We start from the raw sequence: 12,639 nt of genomic DNA, 5'->3' as shown, positions 1-12,639 counted from the left end.
CTCCGCAGTGGCTCCCTCCTCCGCCTTGCGATCGCACGCACCAGACGCCGCCCGGCCCGCCCTACGGGCGAACGACGCTACTTTGAAGACACTCCCTAGGGCGGTCCCGGGACCAGCGGGATCCACCTCTGGGCGGGGTGAGGCCGGGGCCGTCCCGGCGGCTCCCCCGGCCCCCGGCCCCCGGGCGGGGTGCGGGGCTGCGGCGTCCGCGCCCCGCACGGGGGCGGACCTCACCGGCCGGCCCGGGGGGACGGGGCGTGGGAACACGACGGAGGGGTGACCGCCGGTGCGGTCACCCCTCCGTCGTGGTGGGTGTCAGTGGCCCTGTTCGTCGCGGCGACGCTGCCAGCGTTGTTCGATGCGGTCCATCATCGAGCGGCGCTGGCGGTTCGCCCTGCCGTGGGGCACGCCCCCGGGAACGGGCTGCTCCCCGGGTTTGGGGGCCTTGCGCCAGCCGGTGACGGCCAGGACCGCGCAGCCGAGCATGACGAGGAACCCCACCACGCTGATCCAGATCTGCTGGGCGACCATTCCGGCCATGAGGAGCGCGATACCCACCAGGAATCCAGCGACCGCCTGGTAGACCCGTCGTCGGGTGTACGTACGCAGCCCGCTTCCCTCGAGCGCTGTCGCGAACTTGGGATCTTCGGCGTACAGCGCTCGCTCCATCTGCTCGAGCATTCGCTGCTCGTGCTCCGAGAGCGGCACGGAGTCCTCCTCATCGTCGGTCGCGGGGGCGACCGGTATGCGGCCCTTTCAGGATAGGCAGGGAATCGTCCCCGTGAAACCCGCCCTCAGTGCCAATTCGCCGATCGAGCCGCCATGCCGGTTCGGCTGGTGAGGCGTTGATTCCCCGTCGTCCGAACCGTCATGCCGGATGGTGTCCCTCGATCATACGGGGATCCCGGCGCGATCGGGGCGGCTGTGGCGTACTCCATCTGCCGCTGCGGTGCTGTTCAGACCCCTTCGCCGGGTCGGTCGAGCTTTTCGCCCAGCACGTGCAGCTGCGTGGCCACCGAGTGGAAGGCGGGCAGCTCGGCCGCGGCGGCTTCCAGCCGGTTCAGGGCGTCGATGGCGCCGGGCTCCGTGTCGACGAGGACGCCGGGGACGAGATCGGCGAAGACGCGCACGCCGTGCACCGCGCCGATCTCCACGCCGGCCGCCCGGACGGCCTCGGTGAGCTGCTCGGCGGTGAAGCGGCGCGGCACCGCGTCGCCCTCGCCCCAGCTGCCCGCCGGGTCGGTCAGCGCGCGGAGCGCCTGGTTGAAGTGGCCGGCGAGGGCCCGCGCCAGGACGGCGCCGCCGAGGCCGGCCGCGAGCAGGCTGAGCACACCGCCGGGGCGCAGGGCCTCGACGGCGTGGCGCACGCCCTCGGCGGGGTCGTCGACGTACTCCAGGACCCCGTGGCAGAGCACCGCGTCGAAGCCGCCGCGCCCGACGACGTCGAACAGGTCGTGGATGTCCCCCTGGACGCCGCGGACGCGGTCGGCGACGCCCGCCTCCGCGATGCGGCGCTCCAGGGCGAACAGGGCGTTGGGGCTGGGGTCGACCACGGTCACGCGGTGGCCGAGGCGGGCGACGGGCACCGCGAAGTTGCCGCTGCCGCCGCCCGTGTCGAGGACGTCGAGGCTGTCCTTGCCGGTCGCTTCGGCCCTGCGGTCGAGGGCTTCCGCGAGAACGTCCCACACCACGGCGGTACGGAGGGAGGCACGGGGGCGCTGCGGGTCGGACACGGCAGTTGACTCCTCGATGACTGTTACGAACGGTCCCAGCCTATGGCCTCGGGAGCGGTACTCGGCCGCGGCTCCGGCCGCAGCCCGAGCAGCCGCTCCACCAGGCGCAGGAACATCGCGACGTCGCGGACCAGGTCGTCGGCGTCCCGGGCGGTGGCGGCGCCGCGTATGCCCGCCTCCGCGCGGGCCCTGCGGTCGGCGCCGGCGGCGAACAGGGCGCTCCACTCGGCCAGCTCGGGCGTGGTCTCGGTGAGGATCTCCCAGGCGGTGCGAATCCTGCGCCGGCCGCGCTGCCGGGCCTCCTCGGGGCGGCCGCGTACGGCCAGGACGGCGGCGGCGGTGCGCAGGGCGGCCAGGTGGGCCCTCGCGTACCGCTCGTTGGGGTCGCCGAGGGTGGTCGCCTCGGCCAGGCCGGCGTGCGCCTGGGCGAGCAGGTCGAGGGCGGCGGGCGGTGCCGGGGCGCGGCGCGGCACGGGGTGGACGTCGCTCGCCATGACGGACCTCCTGTCGTCGTGCTGACGGCGCTGGGGCCGTGTGGTTCCCATCGTGCAAGCCGCCACTGACAGTCCCGGCCGACCTGCGGTTTTGCCTCCTCCGCCGGCCACCTGTAACTTTTGAACTGACTGGTCAGTTCAAAAGAGTTGGGGGAGGTTCGTGGAGAGCGCGGACAACGGGACCGGTTCCACGGGGACGGAGGCGGCCCGGACGCGGCCGGGAGCCGCCGTCAGGGCCGAGGGGTTCGGTGTGAAGGGCCCGCGCGGCTGGGCGTTCCGCGGGGTGGACGTGGAGGCCGCGCCCGGCAGCCTCGTCGCCGTGGCGGGGCCCTCCGGGTCCGGCCGCACCTGCCTGCTGCTCGCCCTGAGCGGGCGGATGAAGCCCGCCGAGGGGTACGCCGAGGTGGGCGGGGTGCGCCTGCCGCGCCGGATGGCCGCCGTACGGCGGTTCAGCGCCCTCGCGCACGTACCGGGGGTGAGCGACCTCGATCCGGCGTTCACCGTCGCGGAGCACCTGCGGGAGGCCGCGCTGCTGCGCCGCCGGTTCGGCGGCTCGCCGCTGGCCCTGCTGCGGCCGCGCGCCGGGCGGGCGGCCGAGAACCGGCGCCGGGTGGCGGCCGCCCTGGAGGCGGCCGGGCTGGACCCGGAGACGCTGCCCAAGGGCGAGCGGACCTCGGTGCGGGACCTGGAGCGGCTGGAGGCCCTGCGCCTGTCCGTCGCGCTCGCCCTGGTGGGCGAGCCCCGGCTGCTCGCGGTGGACGACACGGACCTGAAGCTGAACGACGCCGAGGAGGCGGCCGCCTGGTCGATGCTCCGCGCCGTCGCCGACGGCGGCGTCACGGTGCTGGCGGTCTGCACGGAGGTCCCGGACGAGGCGGACGTGGTGATCCGCACGACGGCCGCGGGCCCGGCCGCCGCGGCCGGCGGCGGCTCCGGTGACGGGGACGGCGGCACCGGGCGGGACGGCGGCACCGGGCGGGACGGCGGGGACTCCGGCCGGAAGGCCCGGGGCCCCGGCGGGACCCGGGACTCCGGCGGCGAGGACCGGGCCGCGGAACCCGCACGGGACGCCGGGGAGACCCCACGCGATGCCGGGGACACCGCGCAGGACGCCGGGAAGACCGCGCAGGACGCCGGGGACGCCGGGCGGGACGCCGCGGGCTCCGGGGACGACACCGACGACGAGAAGGGGGCGGCCGATGCGTTCGCCGAGACTGGCCGCGCTTGAGCTGAAGCGGTTCGGGCGGGGGAAGCTGCCGCGCGCCGCGCTGGTCGCGATCCTGCTGCTGCCGCTGCTGTACGGCGCGCTGTACCTGTGGTCGTTCTGGGACCCGTACAGCAGGCTCGACCGGATCCCCGTGGCGCTCGTCAACGAGGACCGGGGCGCCACCGCCGACGGCAAGAGGATCAACGCCGGCGACGACATCACCGAGGGCCTGCGGGACAGCGCCGTCTTCGACTGGCACGAGGTGAGCGACGCCGAGGCCCGCGACGGCGTCGAGGACGGCAGGTACTACCTGTCGCTGACCATGCCCGAGGACTTCAGCGCCCGCGTCGCCTCCAGCTCCGGCGACGCCCCGGAGACCGGCGCGCTCCGGGTGCGGACGAACGACGCCAACAACTACATCGTCGGCCAGATCTCGCGGACCGTGTTCTCCGAGGTGCGCACCGCCGCGTCGACGAAGTCGTCCCGCTCGTTCCTCGACAAGATCTTCATCTCGTTCTCCGACATCCACGACGCGACGGAGAAGGCGGCCAAGGGCGCCAACGACCTCAAGGACGGCGTCGGCGAGGCGAAGAAGGGCGCCCGGAGCCTCGCGGACAACCTGGCGAAGGCCAAGAACGGCACCGCCGACCTCGCCTCCGGCCTCAAGAGGATCGACTCCGCCGCCGGCCGGCTGGAGAGCGGCACCCGCAAGGTCGCGGACGGCACCCGGCAGCTCGCCGACCGGGTCAACGGCGTCGCGCCGAAGGTCCGCCCGTACCTGCGGGACAACGGCAAGCAGATCGGCGACGCGGCCCGCCTCGTCGCGGACACCTCCAAGGCGGCCCGCAACAGCCTGGACAGCATCGTCCGGAACGGCCCCGCCGCCCGCACCGGGGCGCACAAGGCGGCCGACGGCCTCACCGCGCTGCACGCCAAGCGGTGCGAGGGCGCCCTGGTCACCGACGCCGAGCTGTGCGCCGAACTGAAGAAGGCCGTGGTGGCCGCCACCGACGTGGCGACCATCGCGGACGACCTGCACGTGCTGGCACAGGACGGCGGCGGCGACCTGAAGCGGCTGGACGCCCAGCTCGCCGACCTCCAGCGGAAGGCGGAGGCCCTCGGCAAGCGCGCGCCGACCCTCAGCCAGGACGTGGACTACGCGATCGCCCGGATCAACGAGCTGAACAGCGGCGCGCAGCGCGTCGCCACGGGGATGGCCGAACTGCACAAGGGCATCACCAAGAGCAAGGACGGCGCCGTCAGGATCGACTCCGGCCTCGGCAAGATCAAGAAGGGCGCCAACGACCTGGACGGCGGTCTGTTCAAACTGGCCGACGGCTCCACCGAACTCGCCAGCGGCCTCGACGAGGGCGTCGGGCGGATCCCCGACTACGACAAGCAGGACCGCGACCGCCGCACCGAGGTCATGGCCGACCCGGTCCAGCTCGCCTCCCAGTCGCTGCACAAGGCGGCCAACTACGGCACGGGCTTCGCCCCGTACTTCATCCCGCTGTCCCTGTGGGTGGGCGCCATGGTGGCGTACATGCTGATCCAGCCGATGAACCGGCGGGCCCTCGCCGCGGGCGCCTCCGCCTGGCGGATCGCCTTCGCCGGCTGGCTGCCCGTCGCCGCGATCGGCCTCGCGCAGGTGGCGGCGCTGATGGCGGTACTGCACTGGGGCCTCGGCCTGCAGATGGCGCGCGCCGCCGGGACCGTGGGCTTCCTGGCCCTCGTGACCTGCTGCTTCGCCGCGATCATCCAGTGGCTGAACGCCCGGTTCGGGGCGGCGGGGCGCATCCTCGTCCTGGCGCTGCTCATGCTCCAGCTGACCTCGGCGGGCGGCACGTACCCGGTGCAGACCAGCCCGGGCTTCTTCAACGCGATCCACCCGTACCTGCCGATGACCCACGTCGTCGAGGCGCTGCGCCGGCTCATCACCGGCGGCGGCCTGGGCCCGGTGTGGCAGGCGTGCGCGGTCCTGGCCGCGTTCACGGCGGGAGCGCTCGCGCTGACGGCCCTGTCGGCCCGCCGCAAGCAGGTGTGGACGTTCGACCGTCTGCACCCGGAGCTCAGCCTGTAGGCGGGAAGGACGGCCGAGACCTGTGAGAATCGACGCCATGGACACCCAGAGCACCCGACGGCAGGCCACCCGCACCAAGCTGTACGAGGCAGCCGTCACCCTCATCGCGGAACAGGGGTTCTCGGCGACGACCGTCGACGAGATCGCGGAGCGGGCCGGGGTGGCCAAGGGCACGGTCTACTACAACTTCAGGAGCAAGACCGAGCTGTTCGAGGAGCTGCTGCGGCACGGCGTCGGACTGCTCACCGCCTCGCTGCGCGACGCCGCCGACGAGACGGCGGCGCGCGGCGGGACGCGGGTCGAGGCGCTGGACGCGATGATCCGGGCGGGCCTGGTCTTCATCGACCGGTACCCGGCCTTCACCCAGCTGTACGTGGCCGAGCTGTGGCGCACCAACCGGGCGTGGCAGTCGACCCTCCTGGTGGTGCGGCAGGAGGCGGTGGCGGTCGTGGAGACCGTGCTGCGGGACGCCGTCGCGGGCGGTGAGCTGAGCGAGGACATCGACATCCCGCTGACGGCGGCCGCGCTCGTCGGCATGGTGCTGGTGGCGGCGCTCGACTGGCAGGCGTTCCAGCGGGAGCGGTCCATCGACGACGTGCACGCCGCCCTGTCGCGGCTGCTGCACGGGCGGGTCAGCGGCCGCTGACCCCCAGCCCCGGGCCCCGGGGCCGCGCGCGTGGGCACGGAAAAACGCCGGTCCGGTGAGGCTCGATCCCCCCGAGCCCCACCGGACCGGCGCGTCACCCCCCGGTCCGGACGGGTGCGCAACGCCGGTTCCGCAGCCCCGTGTCGGCGGTGCCCGCGTCGCGCTCCCTTTCCGTGACCCCCACTCTTCCGTCCCGGCGGTGCCCGGACCATCCGCGCGCCTACTCATCCGGGGGCCTGAGTACGGATACTCAGACGCCCCGCGGGCACCCCGCGCACGGGCGGGCGGCCGGCCGGCCGGAGCCGCGCGGGGCTTCCCGCGGGGGCGCGCGGCGGGGCTTATAGAGTCCCTGGCATGGCACGGATTGCGGTGATCGGCGCCGGGACGGGCGCCATGGCGGCGGCGGCCCGGCTGGCCGTGGCAGGCCACCGGGTGACGGTGTACGAGCGGACGGAGACGTACGGCGGCGGGGTGCGCCGGCTCGTGCGGGACGGCTTCGGCTTCGACACCGGCCCCGGACTGCTGCACCTGCCCGCCGTGTACCGGGACCTGTTCGTCAAGACCGGCAAGGAGCCGCTGGAGCGGTGCGTCGAGCTGACGCAGGTCGACCCGGCGAGCCGGCACGTCTTCGCGGACGGCACGGCCGTGTCGCTGCCGAACGCGTCGCGGGCCGGGACCGTCTCGGCCCTGGACGACGCCCTCGGGCCGGGCGCGGGCGAGCGGTGGGCGGCGTTCCTGAACCGGGCGCGCGACGCGTGGGACCGCTCGCGGCGGCCCCTGCTGGAGGAGCCGCTGCCGGCCGACGTGGGGCCGTTCTCCCGCGACCCGTACCCGGCGCCGAGGACGGGGCTGCTGCGCCGGAGCGCGAGGACCCTGGCCGAGGTGGGCCGCCGGGAGCTGGGGGACGGGCGGCTGGCCGCGCTGCTGGAGGGGTACGCGCTGGCGTACGGCCTGGACCCGGCGGCCGCTCCCCCGTCGGCGGCGGTCCTGCCGTACATGGAGCAGACCTTCGGCACCTGGTACGTGCGCGGCGGCATGCGGGCGCTGGCGGACGCGGTGTACGAGCGGTGCCTCGCGCGGCGGGTCGCGTTCGTCTTCGGCGCCGAGGTGACCGGTGTGGTGGAGGAGGACGGGCGCGCCGCCGGGGTGGAACTGGCGGACGGGCGGGTCGTGGACGCCGACCACGTGGTGGCGGGGGCGCCCGTGCCCGCGCTGTACCGGGACCACGTGGTGGCCTGGGAGCGGCAGGACGCCTGGCCGCGCTTCCAGACCGGGGTGGCCACGGGGCGGGTGACCGTGTGCCTGGCGCTGCGCGGCGCGCGGGAGGAGGGTGCGGCGCACCGCACGGTGGTGCACTCCGCGGACCCGGCCGGGGAGCGGGCGGCCCTCGCGGGCGGCGGGCCGCCGTGCGGGCGGCCGACCGTGGTGGTCTTGCGCCCCGACGACGCGGGGCTGCGGCCGGACGGTGACCACGAGGCGGTCACGGTGACGGCGACCGTCCCGGCGGGCGACCCGGGGGCCCCGGGCGACCCGTGGGGCGCGGAGGGGGCCGCGGAGGCGTTCGCGGACCGGATGGTGGAGGCCGCCGCGGCGGCGGTGCCGGGGCTCCGGGAGCGGCTGCTGTGGCGCGAGGTCCGCACACCGGTCCACACCGAGGAGGAGACCGGCAGCCGGCGCGTGCCCGGCCCCGCGCTGGCGGGCGGGGGCGGCGCCTACCTGCCGGCGGCCAACGCCGCGCCGCTGCCGGGCCTGTACTTCGCCGGCGGCTGGTCCCACCCGGGGGGCGGGCTGGCGCACGCCGGGATGTCGGGGGCGCTGGTCGCGGGGCTGGTCGTGGAGGGCGCGGACTTCCGCGGCTCGCGGTAGCCCGGGGCGGCGCCCCGCCGCCCGGTCGGGGGCGGGGCGGGGCGGGCCCGCGGCGGCTCAGTAGCCCTGCCGGCCGTCCTGGTCGTAGCCGTACGGGGCCGGGGGCTCCTGCGGGGGCGGCGGGAACGGCTGCCCGCCGTCGCGCTGGAGCGGCACCCACACGCCGCCGGGCGGGGTGTCCGTGGCGTACTGCTGCGCGTAGGGGTCGGCGTACGGCTGCCCGTACGCGTCGTGGGCGCCGTACTGCCGGGGGTCGGGGGCGGCGGTGGCCGTGCCGGCGTACGGGTCGGGGTAGGCGGCGTACTGCTGCCGGCCGGCCGGGTCGTAGTCGTGGGCGGGGGCGTAGGCGCCCGGGTCGTAGGCGCTCGGGTCGTAGGCGCTCGGGTCGTAGGCGCCCGGGTCGTACGCCGGGTAGTCGCCGTACGCGTCGGGGTGGCCCGCCGCCGACGGGTCGGCGGCGTCCGGCTGACGCGGGGCGCCCGCGCCGTAGATCCCGTACTCGCCGGTGTCGTCGGGCAGCGGCTGCGGCTCGTGGACGGGCGGGAGGGGCGGGACGTCCGGCACCGCCGGATCCTGCGGCTCGTCGTACGCGAGCTCGGTGACCTCCAGGGCGGGGCCGCGGTCCCGGCCGCCCTTCACGGTCCTGCGGCGGCGGCTGGCGCCGGGCCTGCCGCCGATCGCCCACCCGGTGGAGAAGCCGCGCAGGAAGGACAGCGTGACGCAGGTCTGGCCGACGCCGAAGGCCGCGGCACCGGCGATGATCAGGACGATCGACGACACGACGACGCCGGCGACGACGCCGAGGAACCCGAAGAAGGCCAGCAGGCGCCAGCGCAGCCGCGCCTTGTACTGCAGGAGCACCTCGCCGAGAAGCCAGAGCGCGACGACGCCGAACGCGATGTAGAGGACCGTCCACCAGCTCCAGTCCATGCCCGCCCCTCTCGTTCGGCCGCCGCCTCGGGACGTGACGGGTACGGCCGGTCAGGACTGCGGGTGCAGTCCGAGATTCTCGTAGATCTCGAGTGTCGCCGTGGAGTTGTTCAGCGTGATGAAGTGCAGTCCGGGCACGCCTTCGGACAGCAGCCGCGCACAGAACTCCGTCGCGAACTCGATGCCCAAGGAGCGTACAGCGGCCGCGTCGTCCTTGACCGCGAGGATCCGTTCTTCGACGGCCGCGGGGAAGTGCGCGTTGCTGAGCTGCGGCAGCCGGGCCAGCTGCCGCACGGCCGTGACGGGCATGACCTCGGGGATGATCGGCGTGTCGCAGCCCGCGGCGGCGACCCGGTCGCGCAGGCGCAGGTAGTTCTCGGGGTCGAAGAACATCTGCGTGATCGCGTAGTCGGCGCCGGCCCGGCACTTGTCGACGAAGTGGCGGACGTCCGTGTCCCAGTCCGTGGACCGGGGGTGCATCTCGGGGAAGGCGGCGACGCCCACGCAGAAGTCGCCGGCCTCCTTGATCAGCCGGACCAGGTCGGCCGCGTAGTGCAGCCCCTGCGGGTGCGGGACCCACGGGCCCATCGGGTCGCCGGGCGGGTCGCCGCGCAGGGCGAGGATGTTGCGGATGCCGACGTCGGCGAACTGGCCCACCATGTTGCGCAGTTCGGCGACCGAGTGGCCCACGGCCGTCAGGTGGGCGACGGGCGTGAGCGTCGTGTCGGCGGCGATCTGCTCGGTGGCCCTGACGGTCCCGTCGCGGGTGGAGCCCCCGGCCCCGTAGGTCACGGAGACGAAGCTCGGGGCCACCGCCTCCACCCGGCGCAGCGCGTTCCAGAGGTTCCGCTCGCCCTTCTCGGTCTTGGGCGCCCAGAACTCGAAGGAGTAGGTGGTGCCGTTCGCGAGCAGATCACGCACGGTACGCGCGTGATCCGTCCTGGTGGAGGGGGTGCCAAGGGCCATACGGGCAGGTTAGCCACCCGGGGAGGGGTCACCCAACCAGAGCAGAGCGTTTCGCGCTTTTTGCCGGAATCTTGTCCAGGGAGCGGACGACTTCGGGCCCAAAACGCCTGTTTGCGGGCCCAGGCGTCCCACTATGCGGACACCACCCCCGGCGGGGCCGGTCAGCCGGTCGCCACGGGGCGCGCGTCGGCGGCCCGCTCGCGTATCCGGCGGGCCAGGTCGGCCGCGGCGGCGGCCGGGTCGTCCGCCTCGGTGACGGCGCGGACGACGACGACGCGGCGGGCGCCGGCGTCCAGGACCTCGTCGAGGTTCCCGGCGTCGATGCCGCCGATCGCGAACCAGGGCCGGTCCTGGTCGAGGGAGGCCGCGTACCGCACCAGGCCGAGGCCCGGCGCGTACCGCCCCGGCTTGGTGGGCGTGGGCCAGCAGGGGCCCGTGCAGAAGTAGTCCACGCCGGGCTCCGCGACGGCCGCGTCGACCTCCGCCTCGGCGTGCGTGGACCGGCCGATCAGCACCCCGTCGCCGAGGATCGCGCGGGCGGCCGGGACCGGCAGGTCGCCCTGGCCCAGGTGCAGCACGTCGGACGCGGCGGCGTGCGCCACGTCGGCCCGGTCGTTCACGGCGAGCAGCTTCCCGTGCCGGCGGCAGGCGTCGGCGAACACGGCGAGGTGCTCCAGCTCCTCGCCGGCCTCCATGCCCTTGTCGCGCAGCTGCACGACGTCCACCCCGGCGGCGAGGACCGCGTCGAGGAACTCCGGGAGGTCGCCCTGGCGCCTGCGCGCGTCCGTGCACAGGTACAGCCGGGCGTCGGACAGGGCCGCGCGGACGCTGGTGGACATGAGGTGCTCCCCCCGGATCGGTGCGGCGGCGCGCGGCCGGGGCCCGAAGGCCCCGGCCCGCGCACCGCCCGGTGTCGGTGTGCTGATGTGCGGGCTCAGACGGCGAGCGCCTGGGCGCGGCGCTTCACCTCCGTGCCGCGGTTCTCCGCCAGGGCCTGCGCGGGCGTCCCCGGCAGGGACGGGTCCGGCGTGAAGAGCCACTCCAGCATCTCCTCGTCGGTGAAGCCGTCGTCCCTCAGCAGCGTCAGGGTGCCGGAGAGGCCCTTGACGACCTTGCCGTCCTTGATGAAGGCGGCGGGCACCTGCAGCGCCCGGTTCTCGCCGCGGCGCACGGCGATCAGCTGGCCCTCCTTGACGAGCTGCCGCACCCGCGTCACCTCGATGTCGAGCAGTTCGGCGATGTCGGGGAGGTAGAGCCAGTCGGGGACGAGCGCGTCGATCTTCGTGTCAATCTCGGTCACACGACAAGCGTGCCATCCCGCACCGACAGCCGACAGCCGGGCCCGCCGTCCGGGCCACGGGTCCGTGTCGGCCCGTCAGGCGCGGACCGCGGACTTCAGCGGCACGTCCGGATCCGCGACCAGCTCCGGGTCGAGCGGCGTGCCGGCCTCGATGAGCCTGCGCCCCTGCGCCAGGTCGCGCGGCCGGCCCACCGCGAGCACCGCCACCGGGGCGCCGTCCCGCAGCCACACCAGGGCCCACGCCGGGTCGGCGGGGTCGCCGCGCCAGACGGCCGTGTCGGCGGACGCGTGGTGGCCGGCGTACTGGACGAAGCGGCCGAACTGCTCGGACCAGAAGTACGGCACCGGGTCGTACGGCCGGGACGGCGCGCCCACGACGGCGGCGGCGACCGTGCGCGGCCCCTGCAGGGCGTTGTCCCAGTGGTGGACCAGCAGCCGCGCCCCGTAGCGGGCCGAGGGGAACGAGGCGCAGTCGCCGACCGCGTACACGTCCGGCACGGAGGTGCGCAGGTGGTCGTCGGCGACCACGGAGCCGTCCGGGCCGAGCGCCACGCCGGAGCCGCGCAGCCAGCCGGTCGCGGGCCGCGCGCCGATGCCGACGACGACGGCCCCGGCGGGCAGGACGCGGCCGTCGGCGAGGACGACCTCGCCGGGCTCGACCCGGTCCACCCGCGCGTGGGTCAGCAGCGTGGCGCCGCTCTCCTCGTACCAGGCGGCCATCGGCTCGGCGGCCTCGGCCGGCAGCGCGCCGGCCAGCGGCCGCCCGGCGGCCTCGACGACGGTGACCGCGCAGCCCGCCTCCCGGGCGGCCGTGGCGAACTCGGCGCCGATCCAGCCGGCGCCGACGACGACCACGTCGTGCTGCTCGGCGAGGACCGGGCGCAGCCGCTCGGCGTCGTCCAGGGTGCGCAGGAGGTGGACGCCGGGGACGCCCTCGGAGCCGGGGAGCGTCACGGGGACGGCGCCGGTCGCGACGACCAGCACGTCGTACGGGACGGGGCCGGCCTCCGTGTCGACCTCGTGGTCGCCGGGGCGCAGCCCGGTCACCTCGACGCCGAGGCGCAGTTCGACGCCGAGCGACGCGAAGTCCACCTCGAACGCGGAGCCCTCGGCCGCGCCGAGCAGGTACGCCTTGGACAGCGGCGGCCTGTCGTACGGCTGGTGGGGCTCGGCGCCCAGGAGCAGCACCGGCCCGGTGAACCCCTGCTCGCGCAGGGCGACGGCGGTCTGCACCCCGGCCATCCCCGCGCCGACGACGACCACGCGCCGCGTGTCGGCGGGGCCGGGCGCCGCCCCGTTCCCCGGCTGCCCTCCCGGGGGCCGCTGCCCCGGCTGCTCGTGCTGCTGCTCGCTCACGCGATCACCTTACGCAGCGGTCACACCGTCAGGAAGCCGCTCGCGCCGGGCGTCCGCCGCG

The 12,639-nt window shown here is 75.4% G+C and carries 12 protein-coding genes; 4 read left to right on the top strand and 8 right to left on the bottom strand.

Features of this window, described 5'->3' with window-relative positions:
* Positions 1-315: 315 nt before the first annotated feature.
* From IE106_RS19760 to IE106_RS19750, 3 genes are all read right to left on the bottom strand, one after another.
* Entirely contained in the window at positions 316-708 is a 393-nt protein-coding gene (locus IE106_RS19760; RefSeq protein ID WP_189535825.1) for an SCO2097 family morphological protein, read from the bottom strand.
* A gap of 248 nt (positions 709-956) precedes the next feature.
* Positions 957-1,733, bottom strand: a complete 777-nt coding sequence (locus IE106_RS19755) for a methyltransferase (protein WP_189535823.1) — start codon at positions 1,731-1,733, stop codon at positions 957-959.
* A gap of 23 nt (positions 1,734-1,756) precedes the next feature.
* Entirely contained in the window at positions 1,757-2,227 is a 471-nt protein-coding gene (locus IE106_RS19750; protein WP_189535821.1) for an SAV_6107 family HEPN domain-containing protein, read from the bottom strand.
* 160 nt (positions 2,228-2,387) lie between these two features.
* On the opposite strand from IE106_RS19750, the gene IE106_RS19745 reads away from it, so the two are divergent.
* The 4 genes from IE106_RS19745 to IE106_RS19730 all read left to right on the top strand — a co-directional run bounded on the left by IE106_RS19745 (position 2,388) and on the right by IE106_RS19730 (position 8,026).
* Entirely contained in the window at positions 2,388-3,455 is a 1,068-nt protein-coding gene (locus IE106_RS19745) for an ATP-binding cassette domain-containing protein (RefSeq protein ID WP_189535819.1), read from the top strand.
* On the top strand, positions 3,427-5,514 hold the full coding sequence (locus IE106_RS19740) for a YhgE/Pip family protein (RefSeq protein ID WP_189535817.1): 2,088 nt from the start codon (positions 3,427-3,429) through the stop codon (positions 5,512-5,514). Before IE106_RS19745 ends, IE106_RS19740 begins: the two co-directional genes overlap by 29 nt.
* 37 nt (positions 5,515-5,551) lie before the next feature.
* Positions 5,552-6,160: a TetR/AcrR family transcriptional regulator gene (locus tag IE106_RS19735; protein WP_189535816.1), complete on the top strand. Its 609-nt coding sequence runs from the start codon at positions 5,552-5,554 to the stop codon at positions 6,158-6,160.
* 354 nt (positions 6,161-6,514) lie between these two features.
* Positions 6,515-8,026: a phytoene desaturase family protein gene (locus IE106_RS19730; protein ID WP_189535814.1), complete on the top strand. Its 1,512-nt coding sequence runs from the start codon at positions 6,515-6,517 to the stop codon at positions 8,024-8,026.
* Positions 8,027-8,083: 57 nt separating this feature from the next.
* On the opposite strand, the gene IE106_RS19725 is transcribed toward IE106_RS19730, so the two are convergent.
* From IE106_RS19725 to IE106_RS19705, 5 genes are all read right to left on the bottom strand, one after another.
* Positions 8,084-8,956, bottom strand: coding sequence for a hypothetical protein (locus IE106_RS19725; RefSeq protein WP_189535811.1), 873 nt, complete (start codon positions 8,954-8,956; stop codon positions 8,084-8,086).
* Positions 8,957-9,007: 51 nt separating this feature from the next.
* Entirely contained in the window at positions 9,008-9,922 is a 915-nt protein-coding gene (gene metF / locus IE106_RS19720) for a methylenetetrahydrofolate reductase [NAD(P)H] (protein ID WP_189535809.1), read from the bottom strand.
* A 161-nt stretch (positions 9,923-10,083) separates the two neighbouring features.
* Complete coding sequence (thiE, locus tag IE106_RS19715; protein WP_189535807.1) at positions 10,084-10,761, bottom strand: thiamine phosphate synthase; 678 nt, start codon at positions 10,759-10,761, stop codon at positions 10,084-10,086.
* A 95-nt stretch (positions 10,762-10,856) separates the two neighbouring features.
* Positions 10,857-11,222 (bottom strand): Rv2175c family DNA-binding protein, encoded by a 366-nt coding sequence (locus IE106_RS19710; RefSeq protein ID WP_189535805.1) that lies wholly within the window; start codon positions 11,220-11,222, stop codon positions 10,857-10,859.
* A gap of 75 nt (positions 11,223-11,297) precedes the next feature.
* On the bottom strand, positions 11,298-12,485 hold the full coding sequence (locus tag IE106_RS19705; protein ID WP_189535950.1) for an NAD(P)/FAD-dependent oxidoreductase: 1,188 nt from the start codon (positions 12,483-12,485) through the stop codon (positions 11,298-11,300).
* Positions 12,486-12,639 lie beyond the last annotated feature (154 nt).

The sequence above is a fragment of the Streptomyces roseolilacinus genome, assembly GCF_014649335.1.
Taxonomy (GTDB): Bacteria; Actinomycetota; Actinomycetes; order Streptomycetales; family Streptomycetaceae; genus Streptomyces; species Streptomyces roseolilacinus.
This window is presented reverse-complemented; position numbering and strand designations above follow the sequence as displayed.